Origin of the sequence: Rhodococcus globerulus NBRC 14531 (assembly GCF_001894805.1) — a bacterium.
Lineage (GTDB): Bacteria > Actinomycetota > Actinomycetes > Mycobacteriales > Mycobacteriaceae > Rhodococcus_F > Rhodococcus_F globerula.
Window position 1 is genome coordinate 645,252 of record NZ_BCWX01000003.1, and the last position, 20,554, is coordinate 665,805.

At 61.3% G+C, this 20,554-nt stretch carries 18 protein-coding genes and 2 pseudogenes; 9 read left to right on the forward strand and 11 right to left on the reverse strand.

Translation table 11 applies throughout. From position 1 onward, the window contains the following. Positions 1-129 precede the first annotated feature (129 nt). The 4 genes from RG2_RS18295 (at position 130) to RG2_RS18310 (ending at position 3,985) form a co-directional block, all read left to right on the forward strand. Positions 130-1,023, forward strand: a complete 894-nt coding sequence (locus RG2_RS18295; protein ID WP_033234184.1) for a universal stress protein — start codon at positions 130-132, stop codon at positions 1,021-1,023. A gap of 151 nt (positions 1,024-1,174) precedes the next feature. Beyond that, on the forward strand, positions 1,175-2,215 hold the full coding sequence (locus RG2_RS18300; RefSeq protein WP_033234185.1) for an LLM class F420-dependent oxidoreductase: 1,041 nt from the start codon (positions 1,175-1,177) through the stop codon (positions 2,213-2,215). 168 nt (positions 2,216-2,383) lie between these two features. Further along, the gene (locus tag RG2_RS18305) at positions 2,384-3,277 is read left to right on the forward strand and encodes a universal stress protein (protein WP_033234186.1); all 894 of its coding nucleotides are present in this window, start codon (positions 2,384-2,386) and stop codon (positions 3,275-3,277) included. Positions 3,278-3,352: 75 nt separating this feature from the next. Continuing rightward, positions 3,353-3,985 (forward strand): response regulator, encoded by a 633-nt coding sequence (locus RG2_RS18310; protein ID WP_033234187.1) that lies wholly within the window; start codon positions 3,353-3,355, stop codon positions 3,983-3,985. 1 nt (position 3,986) lies between these two features. On the opposite strand, the pseudogene RG2_RS18315 reads toward RG2_RS18310, so the two are convergent. The 5 genes and pseudogenes from RG2_RS18315 to RG2_RS18335 all read right to left on the reverse strand — a co-directional run bounded on the left by RG2_RS18315 (position 3,987) and on the right by RG2_RS18335 (position 8,120). Further along, positions 3,987-5,653, reverse strand: a pseudogene (locus tag RG2_RS18315) (sensor histidine kinase). A gap of 27 nt (positions 5,654-5,680) precedes the next feature. Further along, complete coding sequence (locus RG2_RS18320) at positions 5,681-6,376, reverse strand: SRPBCC family protein (protein WP_033234385.1); 696 nt, start codon at positions 6,374-6,376, stop codon at positions 5,681-5,683. Between the two features lie 30 nt (positions 6,377-6,406). Further along, positions 6,407-6,739 carry a cupin domain-containing protein gene (locus tag RG2_RS18325; protein WP_033234188.1) on the reverse strand — a complete coding sequence of 111 codons (333 nt, stop codon included), beginning with the start codon at positions 6,737-6,739 and terminating at the stop codon, positions 6,407-6,409. Positions 6,740-6,825: 86 nt separating this feature from the next. Next, a complete protein-coding gene (locus tag RG2_RS18330) occupies positions 6,826-7,317 on the reverse strand; it encodes a dihydrofolate reductase (protein WP_033234189.1) in 492 nt (163 codons plus the stop codon). Between the two features lie 2 nt (positions 7,318-7,319). Continuing rightward, a complete protein-coding gene (locus RG2_RS18335) occupies positions 7,320-8,120 on the reverse strand; it encodes a thymidylate synthase (RefSeq protein WP_033234190.1) in 801 nt (266 codons plus the stop codon). Positions 8,121-8,157: 37 nt separating this feature from the next. Here RG2_RS18335 and cobF point away from each other — a divergent pair, with 37 nt between their 5' ends. From cobF to RG2_RS18355, 4 genes are all read left to right on the forward strand, one after another. Then, positions 8,158-8,898 carry a precorrin-6A synthase (deacetylating) gene (gene cobF / locus RG2_RS18340; protein WP_033234191.1) on the forward strand — a complete coding sequence of 247 codons (741 nt, stop codon included), beginning with the start codon at positions 8,158-8,160 and terminating at the stop codon, positions 8,896-8,898. A 77-nt stretch (positions 8,899-8,975) separates the two neighbouring features. Further along, a complete protein-coding gene (locus RG2_RS18345; protein ID WP_051730470.1) occupies positions 8,976-10,142 on the forward strand; it encodes a GGDEF domain-containing protein in 1,167 nt (388 codons plus the stop codon). A gap of 44 nt (positions 10,143-10,186) precedes the next feature. Further along, on the forward strand, positions 10,187-11,362 hold the full coding sequence (locus tag RG2_RS18350) for a GGDEF domain-containing protein (protein ID WP_033234193.1): 1,176 nt from the start codon (positions 10,187-10,189) through the stop codon (positions 11,360-11,362). Positions 11,363-11,393: 31 nt separating this feature from the next. After that, positions 11,394-12,260 (forward strand): Fpg/Nei family DNA glycosylase, encoded by an 867-nt coding sequence (locus RG2_RS18355; RefSeq protein WP_033234194.1) that lies wholly within the window; start codon positions 11,394-11,396, stop codon positions 12,258-12,260. Here the strand turns inward: RG2_RS18355 and RG2_RS32725 are convergent. Beyond that, a pseudogene (locus RG2_RS32725) lies at positions 12,253-13,127 on the reverse strand (LysR family transcriptional regulator). The gene RG2_RS18355 and the pseudogene RG2_RS32725 sit on opposite strands and share 8 nt — an antisense overlap. 82 nt (positions 13,128-13,209) lie before the next feature. Here RG2_RS32725 and RG2_RS18365 point away from each other — a divergent pair. Beyond that, entirely contained in the window at positions 13,210-14,448 is a 1,239-nt protein-coding gene (locus RG2_RS18365) for an MFS transporter (protein ID WP_051730471.1), read from the forward strand. Here the strand turns inward: RG2_RS18365 and RG2_RS18370 are convergent. The 5 genes from RG2_RS18370 to RG2_RS18390 form a co-directional block, all read right to left on the reverse strand. Next, a complete protein-coding gene (locus tag RG2_RS18370; RefSeq protein ID WP_033234195.1) occupies positions 14,445-14,783 on the reverse strand; it encodes a YciI family protein in 339 nt (112 codons plus the stop codon). The genes RG2_RS18365 and RG2_RS18370 overlap by 4 nt on opposite strands. A 63-nt stretch (positions 14,784-14,846) precedes the next feature. After that, positions 14,847-16,592: a DEAD/DEAH box helicase family protein gene (locus RG2_RS18375; protein ID WP_033234196.1), complete on the reverse strand. Its 1,746-nt coding sequence runs from the start codon at positions 16,590-16,592 to the stop codon at positions 14,847-14,849. After that, complete coding sequence (locus tag RG2_RS18380; RefSeq protein ID WP_051730472.1) at positions 16,592-17,482, reverse strand: SDR family oxidoreductase; 891 nt, start codon at positions 17,480-17,482, stop codon at positions 16,592-16,594. The genes RG2_RS18375 and RG2_RS18380 overlap by 1 nt, the downstream gene beginning before the upstream one ends. A gap of 43 nt (positions 17,483-17,525) precedes the next feature. Then, positions 17,526-19,010, reverse strand: a complete 1,485-nt coding sequence (locus RG2_RS18385) for a carboxylesterase/lipase family protein (RefSeq protein ID WP_033234197.1) — start codon at positions 19,008-19,010, stop codon at positions 17,526-17,528. Beyond that, positions 19,007-20,551 carry a carboxylesterase/lipase family protein gene (locus tag RG2_RS18390; protein WP_033234198.1) on the reverse strand — a complete coding sequence of 515 codons (1,545 nt, stop codon included), beginning with the start codon at positions 20,549-20,551 and terminating at the stop codon, positions 19,007-19,009. Before RG2_RS18390 ends, RG2_RS18385 begins: the two co-directional genes overlap by 4 nt. Between the last annotated feature and the right edge of the window lie 3 nt (positions 20,552-20,554).

A 20,554-nucleotide genomic window follows, 5' to 3' on the forward strand; every position in this document is an offset into this window, starting at 1 on the left:
TCAACTCCCCATCAACAGTTTCGGGGACCTTGGTCATCGAAACAGGGACGGATTCGACCCGGAAACCATGTCGTAATTGCGATGGTTAGAGTGGAAGTGGCTCGATAACTTCTTACGGAAGGTGGGCACATGAGTTCACGCGAACACAACAATGTCGTCGTCGGAATCGACGGATCGGACACCGCGTCGACCGCGCTCCGAGAAGCTGCGAAAATTGCCGCGCAGCGAGAATTGCGTCTCGATATCATTCACGCGCTCGACTTTGCGCCGTACGGATTCGGCGGCCCGTACATCGACGCGGGTGGCGTGTACGAGTGGGTGGAAGAGGCCGGAAAAGCCGTACTCGGCGACGCCGAGAAGTTTGCCGCCGAGGTCGCCCCGACGGTCACCGTTCACACCGAGATGGCCATCGGTAGCCCGACGCAGTGGCTTCTCGAGAGTTCCGCGAAAGCCCGTCTGGTCGTCGTGGGAGCATCGTCGTCCGGAAAAGCCGCCACCGCGGTACTCGGCAACACCGCCGTCGGTGTCGCGAGCCACGGCAAGTGTCCCGTCATCGTTGTGCGCGAACGTGACGGCGTCGTACCGTCCGATGGTCCCGTCGTCGTGGGCGTAGACGGCAGTGCGCTGAGCGCGCAGGCTGTGGGTGCGGCATTCGAGGAAGCGGCGTTCCGCGGCGCAGAACTGGTAGCCGTCCACGTCTGGAGTGACCTCGGAACAGCAGCGTTCGAAGATCCCCGCGCTGCCGCGCTGGCTCCGGCATCGCTCGAGGAAGAAGAGCATGCGGTATTGAGCGAGAATCTTGCCGGATGGTCCGAGAAGTACCCTGACGTCGTGGTTCGCCGTGAGATCTACCTCGACAATCCGCGTGGACGCCTACTCGAATGGTCGGCTCGGGCGCAGCTTGTCGTCGTCGGTAGCCGAGGCCGCGGCGGATTCCGCGGAATGCTCCTTGGATCCACAAGCAACACACTGATCGCTTCCGCGCAGTGCCCGGTGATGGTGGTTCGTCCCGAAGATTCCTGATTTCTCGATGCGCCTGTGAGAACCTGCCCCGTTCATTTCGGTCACCGAATATGAACGGGGCAGTCACATGAATACGGCCTCATGTTCCGTAGTGTTCAGGGGGAGGTGTGCCTGGCGCACACATGGCAATCGTGAGGATTGGGGTTAGAACGTGCGCATCGGAATGGGTTTGAACTACAGCGGCGGATTCGCCGAGACTGTCGAAGAAGTCGGTGACCTCGAAAAGGCCGGTCTGGACATTGCGTTTGTCCCGGAGGCCTACTCGTTCGACGCGGTCAGCCAACTCGGATACCTGGCCGCGAAGACGACAACCATCGAACTTGCCTCCGGCATCTTCCAGATCTACACCCGCACGCCGTCGCTTACCGCGATGACTGCCGCCGGCCTCGACTTCGTCTCCAACGGACGATTTGTCATGGGCCTTGGCGCGTCCGGCCCACAGGTGATCGAAGGTTTCCACGGCGTCAAGTACGACGCCCCTCTCGGCCGTACTCGCGAGGTCGTCGAAATCTGCCGCCAGGTATGGCGTCGGGAAAAGGTTGAGTACCAGGGCAAGTACTACCAGGTGCCGCTACCCGCCGAGAAGGGAACCGGACTGGGCAAGCCGCTCAAGCTCATCAACCATCCCGTTCGTGAGCGCATCCCGATCCTCATCGCTTCCCTCGGCCCGAAGAACGTCGAACTCACCGCCGAGATCGCGGAAGGGTGGGAGCCGATTTTCTACCACCCCGAGAAAGCAGCAAGCGTCTGGGGAGAGCCCCTCGCCAAGGGCAAGGCGAAGCGCGACCCCAGCCTCGGCGAACTGCAGGTGTACGCGTCCCCGGCGCTGGCCATCGGCGACGACGTCGACCACATGCTCGACTGGGTCCGTCCCAGCATCGCCCTCTACATCGGCGGCATGGGAGCCAAGGGAAAGAATTTCTACAACGATCTTGCCGTCCGCTACGGCTACGCCGAAGCCGCCGAGAAGATCCAAGATCTCTACCTTGCAGGCAAAAAAGAAGAAGCCGCGGCAGCAGTGCCGGATGACCTCGTCCGTGCAGTCTCGCTGATCGGTCCCGAAAGCTACGTCCGTGAACGCGTCGCCGCATTTGCAGAATCCGGCGTCACCACCCTCAACGTCACCCCGCTGGCGGCTGATCGTGCCGGACGTGTCGGCCTGATCGAGAAGTTCCGGAACATTTGTGATTAACCGCTGTGCGCCTTTATTAACCCCCCGCGGTTAATAAAGGCGCACAGCAGATGTCCGATTCGGGACCCGCCGTAGCGGATAAAACGTATTTATCGCACTTGGGCAATAGTGTGGGAGCAATAGTGTGGAGGCAGATAGAGTTCTGTAGTCGATCCTGAAGGGACGAAAATGAGTGCAATCCAACCGGTTGTCGTAGCTGTGGACGGTTCCGAGGCGGCGTCGTCGGCCGTTGTGTGGGCCGCACGCACCGCCGCTGTGTTGGGGCGTCCGCTGCATATTGCAACGGTGGTGCACATTCCGGCCTTCTATTATTCCGAGCCGTATCTGGCCGAGAGTTTCAAGGACGAACTGCGACGCACTGCTCGTGCCAGACTCGACAGCGCCAAGATCCTGGCCCACCAGAGTGTCGACGGTGATCTCGAAGTAGTCACCGAACAACTCGACGGCAGTGTCTCCGATTCATTGATCGAATTGTCCAAACGCGCATACATGGTTGCCGTAGGTCCGCGTGGGCACGGCGAATTCACCGGACTTGTCGTCGGTTCGGTGACGGTATCGATTGTCTCGCACGGTGAATCGCCCGTGGCAGTCGTGCGCGGGCGGACACTGGACGGTCAGCCGCCCACTCAGGGACCGGTTGTTGTCGGTGTCGACGGCTCCGAAAACAGCATCGAGGCCATCGAGCATGCATTCGAGCAGGCGTCGGCGCGCGGCGCCACGCTGATCGCCGTCAACGTGTGGAGCGACGTGAGTGTGCAGCCTTCACTGGGCGCCACTCCGGACGACCCGTTGTGGAGCAGCATCCAGACCGGCGAAGAAGTAGTTCTGGCAGAGCAGTTGGCCGGATTCACCGAGCGATACCCAGACGTTGTGGTCGAGCGTGTAGTAGCGCGCGATCGCCCGGTGCGGGTTTTGAGCGAGTATGCCGAGACTGCGCAGTTGGTGGTGGTCGGTAGCCGCGGACGTGGTGGCTTCACCGGAATGCTTCTGGGCTCGACGAGTCGCGCACTTCTGCACACCGCAGATTGCCCCGTGTTGATCGTGCGCCACAGCAAGAACTGACACGGCTGGAACTGACACTCGTCAACTGACACCACAGTTGTTTCGATCGGCAATAGATTCTTGAAAGAGGCTTAGATGACTACGCGCGTGTTCCTGGTCGACGATCACGAGATCGTCCGACGCGGACTGTTCGATCTGCTCGGCGGCGTCGAGGATTTCGAGGTGGTCGGGGAAGCGTCGTCGGTAGGGGAGGCGATGGCCGTTATCCCCAAGAGCAATGTCGATGTCGCGGTTCTGGACGTGCGACTGGCCGACGGCAACGGCGTTGAATTGTGTCGCGACCTTCGCTCGATGCTGCCGAACCTGCGGTGCCTGATGTTGACCTCGTATGCGGACGACGAAGCGCTGCTCGACGCCATCATGGCGGGCGCGTCCGGCTTTGTGCTGAAGCAGATTCTGGGCACGGATCTTGTTGCGGCGGTACGCACCGTCGGCTTGGGTGGATCGCTGCTCGACAGCCGCGCCACCGAAGCGTTGATGGCGCGAATCCGCAGCGAACGCACCGCAGATCCGCTGGCGGAACTCTCCGATCAGGAACGCGCGGTATTCGACCTCATCGGTGAGGGCCTGACCAATCGAGAGATCGGCGCGAGGCTGTTCCTCGCCGAGAAGACGGTCAAGAACTACGTGACCCGTTTGCTCTCGAAGCTGGGTATGCAGCGCAGGACTCAGGCTGCCGTGCTGGCAACCGAGCTGCGCAACAAGTAGTTCAGGGCTTCCGCCGCCTCAGCGGTACCCGCCACACCAGGCGGGTGCCGTTCGGGCTGCGGTTGCCGATTGTGCATGTGCCACCACAATGTTCAGCGCGGCGCTCGAGATTGTGCAAGCCGCTCTTGTGGACGCCGACGGGGATACCTTTGCCGTCGTCGTCGATGGTGATGGCAAATTCGAGGTCGGCGGTCACGGAGATGGTGATCGTGTCTGCCTGGGCATGTCGCAGAACGTTGCTCAAACCTTCACGGAGCACGGCTTCGGCATGGGGGTGGATTCCGGCTTTCACGAGTGTGTCGATCGCTCCCGAGAACTGAACGCTCGGGGTGACTGCTGATTGTGCTGTGGCGTCACCGATTACGTCGAGGAGGCGTCGGCGCAGGCTGGTCGAGTCCGCGGTCGCGGGTGTCTGGAGATCGAAGATGGTGGTGCGGATTTCGCGGACGGTTTGGTCCAACTGCTCCAGCGACCGGGTGACGATGGCACGCGCGGAGTCGGGAAGATCGGAATCGGGCAAGGTGCTCTGCAGGCTCATGCCGCTGGCAAACAGACGCTGAATGACGTTGTCATGCAGGTCGCGCGCAATGCGGTCGCGATCTGCCAGAACCGACAGGAGACGCTGTCCACGTTGTTTCTCGTCGAATTCGATAGCTACAGAGCCTAATTCGGCCATCGACTCGATCCGGGTGAGTTCGTCCGAATCCCAGTGAGTGTTGGCGGAATCCGACGTGAGCAGTAATGCGCCCACCACGCCGGATGCAACCGTCATCGGGGCCAGCACCGCGCTACCCGCTGTCGGGACCAAGTCGAGCAGCGAGCCCAATTCGGTGAATACGTGCAACCGTCGAGTCTGCCGAATGACGTCGAATGGATAGAGGCTCGCCGGGACTCGGACTCCCCGCGATGTCGGCCGGGCGCTGACCGCGGTGTGTACCTGCGCGTAGCCGTTCTCGCAGATCAGCACGATGACATCGTCGATGCCGGTCAACTCGCGCACACGGGTGGCGAGCAGTTGCAGACTGTCGTCGAGCGAATCGCCCGCCAGCAATCGTGACCGGATGGCAGACATTGCGGTGAGCCATCTTTCGCGGGTCCGAGACTGCTCGAACAGCCTGACGTTCTCGGCTGCGATACCTGCGGCGATGGCAAGTGCTTCGAGGATGACCTCGTCCTCCTCGGTGAACTCTGCCGCACCACGTTTCTCGGTGAGATAGATGCTGCCGAAAACCTCACCGCGCATCATGATCGGCGCACCCAGGAAGCTGTCCATCGGCGGATGATTGGCGGGAAACCCGACAGACGCGGGGTGGCGCCCAGATGTGGAACACGCAGAGTCTTGGGATCGTTCATGAGGACGCCGAGTACGCCGTGGCCTTCTGGGAAGTGTCCCATCGTCTGCCGCAGCGGTTCGTCGATGCCCTCGTACACGAATTCGGCCAGCCCACCGCCCGGTGCCCGCACACCCAATGCCCCGTAGTTGCAATCCAATACAGTGGTTGCCGCAATAATGATGCGCTGCAGCGTGAGATCGAGATCAAGCCCGGAACCGACAACAAGCACTGCTTCGAGAAGTCGGTGGAGCGTCGGGATGTCAGCCTTGGAGTCGGCCAGACGCTCGAGTACTTCGGCGAAATTGCGTGTCGGGTTGCCCGAAGAGTCGATCATGCTCGAAGCATATCGCTCCCAGTGTGGTCACTCTTGGCGAGATCGGCCGTCCCACCACTGCTTCCAGTGATGTTCGATCTCGTCGAACTCGTCCGCGCTGAGATCGTAAGTGGCCAGAATGATCTGGAGTTCCTGCTGGGCGCGGTACGGAACCGTCGGCTTTGCCGCGACGACCAATAGTCCGGGACCAAGGTCTTCGATTGTCACTCCTGTTTGCAGCGAGCTGACGAAGTCGACAATGCCGTCGGCGTAGTCGCCGGGAGCAAGCGTGGCGGTGTAACGCCCGCCGGCTTCCACAGGAAGGGACGAGGCTCCGAGGATCGAGGCTGCGGATTCACCCGGAATCAGTGGGCCGTCGAGGTAAATCGTTCTGCGCTCGGCCAATCCGTGATGTTCGACGCCGAACTTCAAGAAGTGCAGAAATGTGGTCCAGCCCTCCGTGATGTCCTCGTACCATTCGTCGTCGGGCACCTGCGGCGGACGCGTCATCCGGACAATGGTTCTGCCGCCCTGGTCGATCAAGGCGAAGCGATCACCGTTACCCAGTTCGAGGGTGTGTGCGTCAGGGTCTGCGACCGCGGTGCCGTAGATCTGGGTGATTTCGTCGTCGAGTCCGTCGTAGTCCCACCCGAACCAGCGCCGAATCAGCGAAGGATCGCGCAGCGCCGGCCACAGCACGGACGGCGCTGCTGCGATGGACACTTCGATCACCGTTTCGTTCACGGAGAACACGCTACCGGGATCAACCGTCGGTCAGCCCTTCATAGCGACTGTCAGCAGAAAAGCAACGTCCTCGAGCGCTTCGACACTGTGCCGGTGGGCCGGAATGGTGAGGAAATCGCCAGTCGACCCTTTCCATTCGTCGCTACCGCACACGAGATTGAGTTTCCCACTCAGGACCAACAGCGTTGCTTCGCCGGGACTGTCGTGTTCAGCGAGGCTCTTGCCGGCGCTCAGCGCGATCACGGTCTGTCGCAGGCTGCGTTGGTGGCCACCATAGACGGTTTGTGAACTACGACCGCTGGTTGCCGACGCAGCCAGTTTCAATTGTTGACGGGCGAGGGCTGTCAGTGACTTCTTGTCCATCGAAGACCTCTCGGGTAGCGCGATCATCTCGGTTTCTCGAGTATGACCGACAGGCTGGTGAGGTGCCTCGTTATTGGCGGAAGTGGTCAGCGAGTGTATTCGAGCCAGCGGAAGCGCAACCCGGTCTTCTCCGACGTGTGCCAGGGCTCGTCGGACGTGAGGTTCCAATCGGGGCCGATCTCGGGAGCAAAGGCCTCGCCGGTGATATCGAGATCGATCTCGGTCACCAAGAGACGCGTCGCGAATGGCAGTGCAGCCGAATATATTTGCCCTCCGCCGACAACAAAGAGGTCGCCGTCAGGCAATGCCAACGCCTCGTCGAGGCTGTGTGCGGCTTCGGCTCCGTCCGCTGCCCACTCCGAATCGCGGGTGACAACGATATTGCGGCGCCCACTGAACGGCCGGAACTTGGGTGGAATGGAATCCCAGGTCAACCGGCCCATGATCACCGGATGCCCCATGGTGACTCGCTTGAAGTAGGCCATGTCCTCCGGCAGTCGCCACGGAATCGTGTTGCCTGCACCGATGACACCATTGTTCGCCTGAGCCCAGATGAGGGTGACTGCGCGATCATTCATGATCAGACCGCGACCGGAGCCTTGATAGCAGGATGGTGCTGGTAACCGACTAATTCGACATCCTCGAAGGTGTAATCGAAGATGGAATCGCGCTTGTTCAGTTTCAGAATCGGAAGGTCGAGCGGGGTCCGGCTGAGTTGTTCGGTGACCTGATCGACGTGGTTGTCGTAGATATGGCAGTCGCCGCCGGTCCAGATGAATTCGCCGACGTCGAGACCGGCCTGCTGCGCCATCATGTGTGTGAGCAGGGCGTAACTGGCGATGTTGAAGGGAACACCCAGGAACATGTCGGCACTGCGCTGATACAACTGGCACGAGAGTTTGCCGTCGGCGACGTAGAACTGGAAAAACGCGTGGCACGGTGCGAGCGCCATCTGCGGAATGTCGGCGACGTTCCACGCGGAGACGATGATCCGACGCGAATCAGGGTTGGATCGCAAGGTTTCGAGAGTTTGCGTGATCTGGTCGATGTGCTCACCCGACGGGGTGGGCCAACTGCGCCACTGGACGCCGTAGACCGGGCCCAGTTCACCGTTCTCGTCGGCCCACTCGTCCCAGATGGAGACGCCGTGTTCATGTAGCCACGCCACGTTGGAGTCGCCGCGCAAGAACCACAACAGTTCGTTGACAATCGACTTGAGGTGCACCTTCTTGGTGGTGACCAGGGGGAAACCGTCGGCAAGATCGAATCGCATCTGGTGACCGAAGATGCTGCGAGTGCCGGTGCCGGTGCGATCGGCTTTGGGGGTGCCGGTCTCCATCACGAGTTTCAACAGGTCTTCATATGCGGTGGAGACAGTCACGGGACACAGTCTAGGGCACGCACGATAGCCTCGTTCAATGCGTGAACTCCTCGTGATCGGCGTCGGCGCCGGTGACCCCGACCAAGTGACGATCCAAGCTGTCAAGGCCATGAACAGGGCCGATACGTTCTTTGTGATCGGTAAGGGGAGTGAGAAGCAGGATCTCGTCGACTTGAGAACCGGGATTCTCGAAGAACATGTGACCGGTGAATACCGCGTCGTCGAGATAACCGATCCCCCGAGAGATCGGACACCTTCGGACTACGAAGGTGTTGTCGACGACTGGCATGACCGTCGAGCGTCGATCTTCGAGGAAGAGTTTTCGGCCGAAGCCGGAGTCGGCGCGATATTGGTATGGGGTGACCCGTCGCTCTACGACAGCACCTTGCGCATCGTCGAACGAGTGCTTGCGCGCGGCAACGTCACATTCGACTACACGGTAATTCCCGGTGTCACGAGTGTGCAGTCTTTGGCGGCGCAGCACCGCATCGTGCTCAACCGCATCGGCGAATCGATACACATCACCACTGGGCGCAAGCTCGCCGAAGGATTGCCGGACGGCATCGACAACGCCGTCGTGATGCTTGACGCGCACTGCACGTTTACCGAGGTTGCCGGGGATGACGTGGAAATCTGGTGGGGCGCGTACCTGGGCACACCGGACGAAGTGTTGATTGCCGGGAACCTGCGTGAGGTAGAAGACGACATCGTGCGTGTGCGGGCGGAATTGCGTGAGAAGCACGGCTGGATCATGGATACGTATCTCGTTCGTCGCTAGACCGCCGCGCTGCAGGCGGTAAGTATTTACCCAGGTGAAGTGCAACTGTCGGCGGACCGGCACCCTATGATTTGCCCATGACATCGTTCGGGGCGGATCGGTCGCATGAGATCCTGCCTGCCCCGCGCGAACGCGATCAGTCAGCACTGCGGTCGGCAATCGCTCTTCTGGTGCAGTGGTTTCGACGGCCGGATCAGTTCGACAGTTTCACCCGATACCTCGCGTCCAAGGGGCTGGAGGTGGCGGTGCGCCTGATCGTGATCGCGTCGTGTGTGTCGGTGGCGGTTGCCATGTTGTTGCTGCGTTTCAGCGAAGCGGGCGTCCACAACCAAGTCACGAGTGTCATCAACGCGGCGATCATCGCCGGGACCGTCGCGATGATTGTGCTGTTCAGTCTTCTGCCGGCACTGACCCGAAAATGGTCGTACCTGTTTGTCGCGTACGCGGAGCTCGGCGTAGTGATCGGTGTATTTCTGAACCGCGATCCGTTTATCGGTTTGATCCAATGCATCGTCTTCGTTTTGGTGGGCGGCTATATCGCGTATTTTCACAATGCGCGACTACAGGCTGCGCACATGGTTCTGTCCGGCGTGGTTCTGGTGCTTGTCGCTCGTCAGGTGGCCGTTTACGAGGATCCGGCGTTGGCGATCGCGTTGTCGTTGGTTGTCGCCACGAGCATCGTGGTCATTCCATTTGCCTGCCAGTTCGTGCTGTCGATCCTGGGTTCGGACGCCGAGAGTTCGGATGTGGATCCGCTGACCGGCCTGCTGAACCGGCGCGGACTACAGCGGTCGGTCGAAGAATGGGGGGTCACCGAAGCGAACTCCCGCGGATTGTCTTGTGTCGTGGTGATCGTCGATGTCGACAATTTCAAGACTGTCAACGATTCGTACGGACACGAACAGGGCGATATTGTCCTTCGCGAGTTCGCGGTGAGGCTACGTCGATGTGGAAGTAATCACGCTCTGTTCTCGAGATTCGGCGGTGACGAGTTCGTGTTGGTCGACATGATCGGCAAGCGCGCCGAACTCGAACTCGAGGAGAATCTGCGTCGGCACATGCGGTTGCCCGACAACGTTCCGGTGGTCACGACCAGCATCGGAATCGCAATTCCGTCGACTTCGACGTCCAGCTATGTCTCGGAAGTGGAACTCGCGGGATTGTTCCGACTCGCTGACGCTGCGATGTATCAGGCAAAGGCGTCCGGGGGTGACCGGGTCATCGTCACCCACACGCAATTGTGATGATTGTCGGATAGCGGAAGGTCGTGCAGGCTTATCCTGTTCGGGTGGGTGCAGCGGTCGATGACGGACATTCGGGTAGCAAAGCTACCGAACGGCCGTTTTCGTCTGCCGCGTTGCACCGAGTCGCGCCTCTGCTCGTCGACTGGTATCGACGCCCTGACCAATTCGAGTCCTTCACACGTTATCTCGCAGACAAAGGGCTGACCGGCGCATCGAGAACATTGGTTGTCAGCTCGTTGCTTCTGGTAATCGTCGTGATGTTCTTGACCAGATTCAGTCCTGCGGGTCCCACTACTCACGGGGAGCGCACCGCCAACCTCGTGATCATCGTCCTGACGGCGCTGATGGCCGCGATTCTCGCGACCAGAGGCAGGTTGGAGCGATCCTGGTCCTACGTGTTCGTGATTTATTCGGAAATTGGGATTGCCGCAGCGCTGGTGCTGTACTCGAATCCGCTAGCAGCATTGGCGCACAGTGTGATGTTCTCCGTGATCGGCGGATACATCGCCTTCTTCCACAACGCGCGCATGCAGACTCTGCATCTGTTGTGGGCGTCCGTCGTGGTTATCGGAGTTGTCGCGCGCATCGCCTATATCGAAAAGTACACCGATGTTCCGTCGTTGATCGCCATGGTCCTGTTGGTCGGCGCGGCCATCTACGCGATCCCGTTTGCGTGTCAGTTCGTGTTCTCGATTCTCGGAACCGATGCCTTGAAAGCGCAACATGACCCGCTGAGCGGACTCTTGAACAGACGAGGGTTGGCCGACGAGGTCGGATTGATGTTGCATCGGCCATTCGAGAGTTCCACCAATTTGGTTGTCGCAGCGGTGGATATCAATCGATTCAAGACGATCAACGACGAGTACGGGCACGACGTCGGTGATGTTGTGATCGAGAAGGTTGCCGCGAGACTGACACAGTCCGCCGGTCCGTCTGCGTTGATCGCGCGCATTGGCGGTGACGAGTTCGTTCTCGTGGATCGGTGCGACGATCAGGAAATCGACAGTCTCGCAGAGTCCCTGCGAAACATAACCGTCACCGGTCCCGAGCATCCTGTTGTCGAGTTGAGCGTCGGAATTGTCGCAGCGGCCGGTCCGTTCGGATCCCCGGATCGTGCGATTGCCGTCTACGGAACACTCCTCCGAAGCGCGGATCAAGCCATGTACACAGCAAAAGCACGACAGGAACACGCCGTCGTCGTACTGCGAAATCTGCAGTGAGTTTGTCGGTGTTCGGCGCTAGGGTGATGCCATGCCTGAACTGCCCGAGGTAGAAGCGCTGGCGGGATTTCTTCGCGAACACGCAGTGGGCGCTGTAGTCGGCCGCATCGACATTGCCGCATTGAGCGTGCTCAAGACCTTCGATCCGCCGATTGCTGCATTGCAGGGCCGAGACGTGACGGGCGCAGCCAGATTCGGTAAACATCTTGGGCTGGACTGCGATGGGCTCTGGCTCATCACTCATCTGTCGCGTGCGGGATGGATGCGGTGGCAGGACAATCCGTCGTCGACGCCACAAAAACCTGGCAAAGGTCCGTTGGCGCTTCGAGTTCATTTCTTCACGCCGGAGGGGCTCACTCCTGCTTGCGATCTCACCGAAGCCGGCACGAAAAAACGCCTGGCAGTGTGGATAGTGGCGGACCCGCAGGAGGTGCCGGGGATCGCTCGTCTTGGACCCGACGCCATGGCCGTCACCGAAGCGGAATTTGCCGAGATACTTGGTGGTACCTCCGCCCGGATCAAGAATGCGATAGTCGACCAGTCTCTCCTCGCCGGCGTCGGGAATGCCTACTCCGACGAAATCCTGCACACGGCACGGCTTTCCCCGTTCGCGACGTCTTCTCGTCTTACCGCAGAACAGATAACAACGCTGTACGACGCCATGCGAACCGTGCTGGCCGATGCCGTCGAGCGATCGGTTGGACAGGACGCGGCACGGCTGAAGGGTGAGAAGCGATCGGGAATGCGGGTACACGCCCGCACCGGTTTGCCCTGCCCCGTGTGTGGTGATGTGGTGCGCGAAGTGTCTTTTGCCGAGCGATCCTTCCAGTACTGCGCAACCTGCCAGACCGGCGGAAAACCATTGGCAGACAGGCGAATGTCGCGGCTGCTCAAGTAGTGAACTGATCGGAGAGGAGTGTGACGAACTCCCGGGCCAGTGACGATGAGTGGGCCGGGTCGGTAATGGCATGGACGACCCGGTGCGGCGCATCGGCGATCGGCACACAGACCAATTCGGGATGCTCGGCGCTCATCGACTCCGGCAGCAAGCCGACGCCCAGGCCGTTGACTGTCAGGGAACAGATGAGGTCGACGGAATTCGCTTCGTACGTGCGTCCCCGCGGAACCCGCGATTCCGCAAATGCCTGATCGGTTTGGACCCGGGCCTCGCTGCCCGACGCGAAGTCCACGAGCGGGACGTCTCGCAGATCGTCGAGTCGGATGGACGGCAGTGTGCTGAAAGGGTGACCGTCCGGCACAAACGCGGCAGTCGACTCGCTCCACAACGGGTGGCCGAGAACGTCTTGGGTAGTCGCCCAGGCGCCAAGCCGACAATTCCTACGTCGATAGCCCCCGATCGAACGCCGTCGATCACTACCTCGCTGCCGTAGGGGCGCACCGTCACATCGATGCCGGGGTGGCGCTGCGTCAGAGCTGCCAGTGCCTGTCCGACGTCGACGCGGCCCGCTGAGGAAATGACGCCGACAGTGAGTCGAACCTGCTCGACGTTGCTTCCCGAAACGTCGCTGACCAGTCGCGACACGGCACCGAGTACGTCTCGGGCTCGGGAGACGAACACTTCGCCCGATTCGGTCAGCCCGACATTGCGGCTGTTTCTTTGGAAGAGTTCGACACCGAGCTCGCGTTCGAGATCCCGTATCTGAGTGCTCAACGCCGACTGTGACACATGGAGTCGAAGCGCCGCTCGACTGAAGTGCCTGTCCTCCGCAACAGCGAGTGCGTAGCGGATGTGCCGAAGTTCCATGACACCAATCTATCTGTTTTGAGGATTGATTCTGCAGATCTATCTATTGGACTGCAATCGGATGGCGGTTCATGCTTGAGCAATGATTTCTCACGACACGCGTCCACGGCTTGGACTACCGATAGTGCTGCTCATGGCGGCAGCAACGGGTCTGTGCGCGGGTGGCAACTACTTCAACCAGCCGCTTCTCGATTCCATCGCGGAACATTTGAATGTGTCGCCGTCAACGGCGGCTGCCACGGTGACTATCGCCCAGGTGTCGTACGCGCTCGGTTTGGTACTCCTGGTGCCGGTAGGTGACATGGTCGACCGACGCAAGCTGACGGTTGGTCTGATGCTTCTGGCAGCACTCGGTCAAGCGGTCAGTGGATTTGCTCCGAACTTCGCCACCCTGGCCGTGGGAATCGCTGTTGCCGGTGTCTTTTCGGTTGCCGCGCAGGTTCTCATTCCGTTTGCCGCATCGCTCGCCGAACCGCAGCGGTCCGGCCAGGTGGTCGGCACGATCATGAGTGGCCTGCTGATCGGAATTCTGTTGGCACGCAGCGTTGCCGGACTGCTCTCCGGGCTGGGCGGATGGTCGACGGTGTACAAGGTGGCAGCGGTGTTGATGGTGATCATGGCTGTTGCGCTGTGGCGATCCCTGCCCACGGACGCCGGCCCACGGCCGAAGGTGAGCTACCTCGCGACCCTGCGTTCGCTCGGGAGCCTGGCAAAAACCCTGCCGCGGTTGCGTACTCGTGCCGCCATGGGCGGGCTCGCCTTTGCTGCGGTCAGCACGGTCTTCACCACCATGGCATTTCTCCTGGCCGGCGAATTCGGATACAACGACACGCAGATCGGCCTGGTGGGATTACTCGGCGTGGCGGGAGCGTCGATGGCCACTGTCGCCGGGCGGTTGGCTGATCGTGGCAAGGCCCAACTTGCCACCGGTGGCGCCCTGGCCGTCCTTCTGTTGTGCTGGTTGCCTTTTGCCGTGGGTGGCACCCACCTCGTGTGGTTCCTGATCGCCTTCCTGCTCGCCGATCTTGCGCTGCAAGGAGTGCATGTCAGCAACCAGAACATCATCTACGCACTCGTCCCGGAGGCGCGGTCGCGCGTCAATTCCGTCTACATGACGACTTACTTCGTCGGCGCTGCCGTTGGGTCGGCCGTGGGATCTGTTGTCTGGAAGGGGTACGGATGGTCCGGCGTGTGCGTCGCCGGCCTGGCATTCTCCGTCGCCACGGTAGCGGTGTGGATGGTCGACCGGCGGTTGGATGACCCTGTGCGCCTTTCCGGTAGCGCCCACTACCAGAAAGGCGCACAGGGCCGAAGGCTCTAGCTGGCCGGGTCGTACCCGAACTCGCGGAGCTCCTGCGAGCAACGGCAGGCCACTGCGATTTTCCTCGCCCACTCGACCGCGTCCTCGCGCGTCGGCAGCTCCAGCACGGTGAACCCGCCCGTGAGTTCGCTGCCCGGATAGATCTCGGTGCTCACCGACCCGTCGGCGGATACCAGCACGGGATCGACTTCCCCGTCGATTCCGCCGCCGAATACGTAGACGCCGGCAGCCTTCGCCTCCTCGATCACAGCGTGGGATTCGGCGGAGACGATCGGGAACTCCTCGTCGGTGAGCACCAGCGCTTCGCTCGGGAAGGAGATGAGGTATTTGGTCATGTCTCGATGGTGCCCCGCGGACGGGGCGGACATCAAGGGTTGCATCAACGGCACCGAGTGCGTCTAGCGCTCGGCAGTAAGGACATCAGGCTCGAGCCATTCAACGCCGAGGAGTTCGGCGAGACTGCGAAGGCCCGACTGGTCTCCACCCTTCAAACCGGTTACCGACTGAAGATTACGCAACATCGTTGTTGCAACATCCTCTTCCTTGGTGCCGACGCCAAAAGGGATGAGCCACGGGCACGTTTGGTAGTCGCGGTGTGATCGACCAAAAGTCTGCTCGGCGGCAATACCGGAGTACCGGGGTTGATGGAAGATCCCGGTGCGAGGCAGCGGTGACGCGTGAGTGCCGTCCGGCAATGCCTCGTTGGCATGCAGTGAGATGGACGTCGTGACGTTGAAAACGACAACGGGCGCCTCGCCGCGTTGGAAGCGAAGGCGTTGGTGCTCCTTGTCGGTGACCGCGCCAAAAATCTTGGCAACGGAAATCCCCGAGTCTTCGATCATCTCGACCAGCGGATCGCCCGCTGTTGACACGAATTCGACGGCCACCAGCACCTGCTTTCCTGCCTTGACCTGAGCCTGCGCCCACTGAGCGGTGGATTCGGCGCGGATCATGCCGGCCTTCTGCCGGTATCGCAGAACCAGCGCGCGGCCGCGAGCAATGTTGCAGCTTTTACGTGCCAATCCCATTTCGTACGCGTACTCGGCCCACTCCGTCTCGTACTGCGCGCGTTGAGAGGGCGTGAGGTCGATAGGCATACCGTCGAGTGGGACCGGACCCCACGGAGTTCGGCGATGAATCATCAACGGAGGCTTACTGTTCGACAACCATCCTCGGACGGTTTCCAGAGCGCTCGCCTGTAGAGTCGGTGATTCCTTGGCTTCGGCGCTCCACGTCCACTTGCCGTACGACTTATCCAGTGGGAGGCCGGATTCGAGTAGCCTGGCGCCTAAGTCCGACCAGTACTCCGACGGCTCGTTGTGTAGCTGCGCGAAAACTGGTGCGAGATAACGCTGATCGGCAGGAGTGTGACCAGGCGTTGCGGTCACCGACAGGACAAATGGCGACTGATCGTGACTGTTGGGGAAGCGGGCAACCTTCTCGAACGCCGCTGTGCGCTGAGTGTCGTTGCTGTACAGCTGGGCTTCGTCGGCAATGACAACCCCGAATGTGTACTTGGGGCGGCCGTTGCGGGCAATGAGCTTCTTCAGTTGATCGGGAGACATGATCAGCCAACGGAATCCGCCGTCGCCGACGGAAGCGATGGAGTACCGCCAATGCGGGATGGTGATCTGAGCGGGTCGGTCGACGAGGACCAGGATGCTGGACTCGCCACGTTCTTCGGCAATTGTCTTGGCCGCCATGATCGCAATGAGTGTCTTGCCCAGACCTGCGTTGTCGGCCAACAAGAAACCGCGTCGGCCGGCGCGGGCGGCGTCGACTACCGCAGCGGCCCCCGAAACCTGAACAGGTCTCGGTATTTTAGGCGCCGACGTCGGACGTTCTCCGGCGCCGCCATTGATGTCGTCCTCTACCCACTGCTGGTAGGAGAAGGGGAGCGCTTTGAACGACAGTAGTTCTGTAGGAAGTTCGCTGCCCACCCAGGCATAGCTCTTCCATTTCTTCACGAACTGTGCGCCCGGCGCCGCAGTCCGGAACGGGACGTCGAGGAGCCAGACACGTTCACCCGGGCCTGCGGTGGGAACGTCCGGAGTTGTAGCTGTCTTTCGGGTGGGCGCCTTTCGTGTAGCTGTCTTTCGGGTGGCTGGCTTACGTGTTGTTGCAGTTCGCTTGCGGGGTGGCATCAGGCGTCGGTACCGGTTTCGTCAGTGTTGAGATCATTGCCGAGATCACTGGTGAGGAGTTCGCGCAGCGTCAACGGGGGGCGTCCGGTGATGTCTTCCACCGCAGTGCTGATGACAGCGAGTTCTCCGTTTGCGATGGCGGTGTAGGTGGACACCCAGGCGTCAACTTCCCAGTCCGGTGCGTTGTACGACGCGCGGGATGCATAGGCCTCCTCGACGGTTTCTTCGTGGTAAACCGTCTCACGCCCGGTGACGTCGGTGATGATCGCTGCCACCTCGGCGAGGGTGAGCGCTTCCCGACCGGTGAGGTCGTAGGTTCGGCCGACATGCGCGTCGGGATCGGTCAGTACCGACGCGGCGACGCGGGCGATGTCCGATCGAGCAACCGCGCCGACCGCGCCATTGCCGGCCGGGCCCCGGATGACACCGTCAGCGCCGGCCATGGCGGGAAGGAAGTCGAGGTAAGCGCTGTCGCGAAGAAAGGTGAAAGACATTGCGGTGGAACGGATATGTTGCTCAGTGGCCCAGTGATCGCGGGCCAACGTGAAGGTGGCGTCCGGTGCTGCGCCGAGGTACGAGGTGTAGACGATGTGGCGCACGCCTGCGGAGACGGCAGCGTCGATGAAGGTGCGGTGCTGATCGAGACGGTCGGCACTCTCTGCTGCCGAGACCATGAACAAGATGTCGATGCCGTGCAGGGCCGCGGCGGCGCGATCGTGATCGGAGAAGGTGGCCTCAGCGCTCTCCGTACCGGGTAACTGGGGGAGTCGGCTGATCGAACGCGCGATCAGCCTCAGCGGAATACCGGACTCGGTGAGGATGCGAGCGACCTCCCCGCCGATGTGGCCAGTGGCGCCGGTGACGGCGATGGTGCGTGAACGCTCGGACATGGGAACCCCTTCGTTCTTGGTGTGTGTACATCTTGCCCTGTTGTCAGCGTCGGTGCTCGTATCCGATCCAGGCTCGTCGACGGTCGCCGAGTGGATCGCTCTCCACTCGGCTGATGCGGTCGAAAATCATGGTTCTCCGCTGGGCGCTCGTGTACACGGGCCACTCGGTACCCGGGCTACCGGTTCTCGCGAAGTTGATCCAATGTTCTTGCATCGCTTCGGTGACCGTCGCCAGGGACCGACGCCCACCGATCGCGGTCAGCGCACCGGTGAGGGCGTCCGATCGCCCGAACACGGCAAACAGTTCTGTGGCGTGGGTGGCGCCAAGTCCGACCAGGGTGAGGATGCGCGGCGCAAAATCGTAGCGGTAGCTGTACGTGGGGGCCACGTCGCAATGTCCTTGTGCGCACAGGACCATCGGTTCCCAGAATGTGATGTCGCCGCCGATGTCTGCGGCGGCGTAGCGGTGCGGATACGTCGGATAGGCGGCGAGTGCGCGGGCCTTCACGTCGGCCGAAACGTGCGAGAACATTTTCTCGATGCGGGCAGGATCGGTGGGAAGAATGTTGAGGAAACGTGGAAAGATTCTGCCCTCGTGGAGATTTGACCCGACTATCAGTGGCACGGGATGAGATTTTCCGGCGGCAAAGACGTCCAGCGGATGTTCGGGGAGGACGTCGTCGCCCACAACAGGCGCGAAAGCACGGGTACCAGGTTCCTCGTCAGCGCCGCGACGCACAAGTTCGTCGCCGACCTCGACGAGTCGACGAACCGGTACATTTCGTAGCCAGGCCGCGGGTGTCTTGGTCGGGGCTCCGGCAATGTCGAGGAATTCGCGTGCCCACCCGTGCGCGCGTTCTTTTCCGTATGCCGAAGCTGCCGGCGGGCTTTGAGCGATGGCGCGGGCAAACAACCCTCGCGTAGACGGTGTTGTCATCACAGTGGTGACGGCATTTGCGCCGGAGGATTCACCGAAGATTGTGACGTTGTCAGGGTCACCGCCGAACGCCGCGGCGTTTCGCTGGACCCATTCGAGTGCCGCAATCTGGTCACGTAGCCCGATATTCGAGTCGAATGAGTGCTCCGCAGTGGAGAATTCACTGAAATCGAGGTAGCCGAGCGCGCCGAGGCGGTACTGGACGGAGACGTAGATGACATCGCCACGTTCCACCAACGACGTTCCCCAGTACATCGGCGTTGACGGATTTCCGCCGTTGTACGCGCCGCCGTGAATGAACACCATCACGGGACGTGGGGTAACACGGGCCGACTCGGGCGCAAGAACATTCACGAACAGACACGACTCGTTTTCGGTGCTCTTACGCTGTGGTGCCGGTGAATCGAACTCGGTGGCCGAGCGGGTTCCCGCCCACGCGGCAACTGGTTGCGGTGCGAGAAACCGCGCCGGCCCGATCGGCGAAGCAGCGTAGGGAATGCCGCGCCAGGTGCGGAGTCGACCGGTGCGGGTCGCGAGGTAGCGGCCCCGGATCTTTCCCGAATCGAGTACTACGTCAAGGTTGTCGGTCACGAAGAAACCTGATTCGGTGCGTAGTTGCGGTAGCCCGCATAGCCGGACCAGGCGCGTCGTTGCTCGGCGCGCGGATCGGTGTCCACGCGAGAGATCGCGTCGAAGATCATCGTGTGACGCTGCGCGGCGTAACTCGGCCAGTCACTTCGAGGTGCCGCATGCTGTGCGAAGTGCAGCCAATGTCCCTGCATCGCCTCGGTGACGGCGCTGAGGCCTCGCCTGCCACCAGGAACTGTGAGGCCACGGCCGACGGCGCTGTCACCGATACCGAATACCGCAAACATTTCGAAACCGTGAGTGGCGTCGAGACCGACCCATCGCATCAGTGGTGGCGCAAAGTCGAAGCGGTAGGCGTACGTGGGTGCGTACTGCGCGTGTGCCTGCGCCAACTCCACCGACGGATGCCAGAAAGTCACGTCGCCGCCGATGTCGATTGCAGTGTCAGTGCTCGGGTATCCCGGATATGTTGCAAGGATTCGATTTCCGGCTGCGGGATCGGTGAGGGCGAACATCCTCTCGATTCGCGCGGGAGTTGTCGGGAGCCCGTCGAGGAACTTCGGGAAGAGCGTGCCCTCACGCTTGTTGGTGCCGATGATCAGCGGAACCCGATGTGCCAGGCCACGACTGCACGCCTCCGCCGGCGGATGGGGAAGAAAATCTCCGTCGACACTGGGCCCGAACGGATGGAGCCCTGGTGTAGCAGCAAGAGCTTCGGCTCCCAGGCGGGCTCCGGCGCGGCCCAATTCACGAGCCGACGTAAGACGCAGAGCCTGGTCCGGGGTGGCGTCGGAGCCCAGAATGTCGATGAACCGTCGACCCCATTCGCGTGAGAGTGACTGGTTGGCAACAAGATCCGGTGCCGGGCTCTCCGCTATGGCGGCCGCGAACAATCCTTTGGCCGCCGGCGTCGCCAGCAGAGTGGTGACGGCAGTGCCGCCGGCCGATTCGCCGAAGACCGTCACTCGATCGGGGTCGCCGCCGAATGCTGCAATGTTCCGCTGCACCCATTGCAATGCGGCCACTTGATCACGAAGCCCGAGGTTGGCGTCGAAATGATGCCGAGGAGTGGAGAATTCGGTGAAATCCAAGAAACCCAGAGCGCCCAGTCGGTAATTGATCGATACGTACACGATGTTGCCGCGGGTGACGAGCGAGCGCCCGGAATAGATGCCCGTCGCCGAGGTGCCAATGGTATTGGCGCCCCCGTGGATGAACACCATCACCGGAAGGGGCTCGCGGCTGGGGTATTCGGGGGCAAGAACATTGAGTGTGAGGCAGTCTTCGCTGCTGGGTTGATACTTCCCGGGAGCCAGCGCCAAGCCCTTCTTGTTCTGGACCGACGCATCGCCGAATGCCGACGCGTTCCGCTCACCTCGCCAAGGCCGCACTGGTCGTGGCGCTTGCAGCCGCAAAGCTCCGACCGGGGGACACGCGTAAGGAATGCCTCGCCACGCACGGAGTTTGCCCACCCGCGTGCCGCGCAATGTTCCGTCAGCTGTGCGTACGAGTAGACCTGGATTCGTCGGTGCGTCTGCCGCCATAGT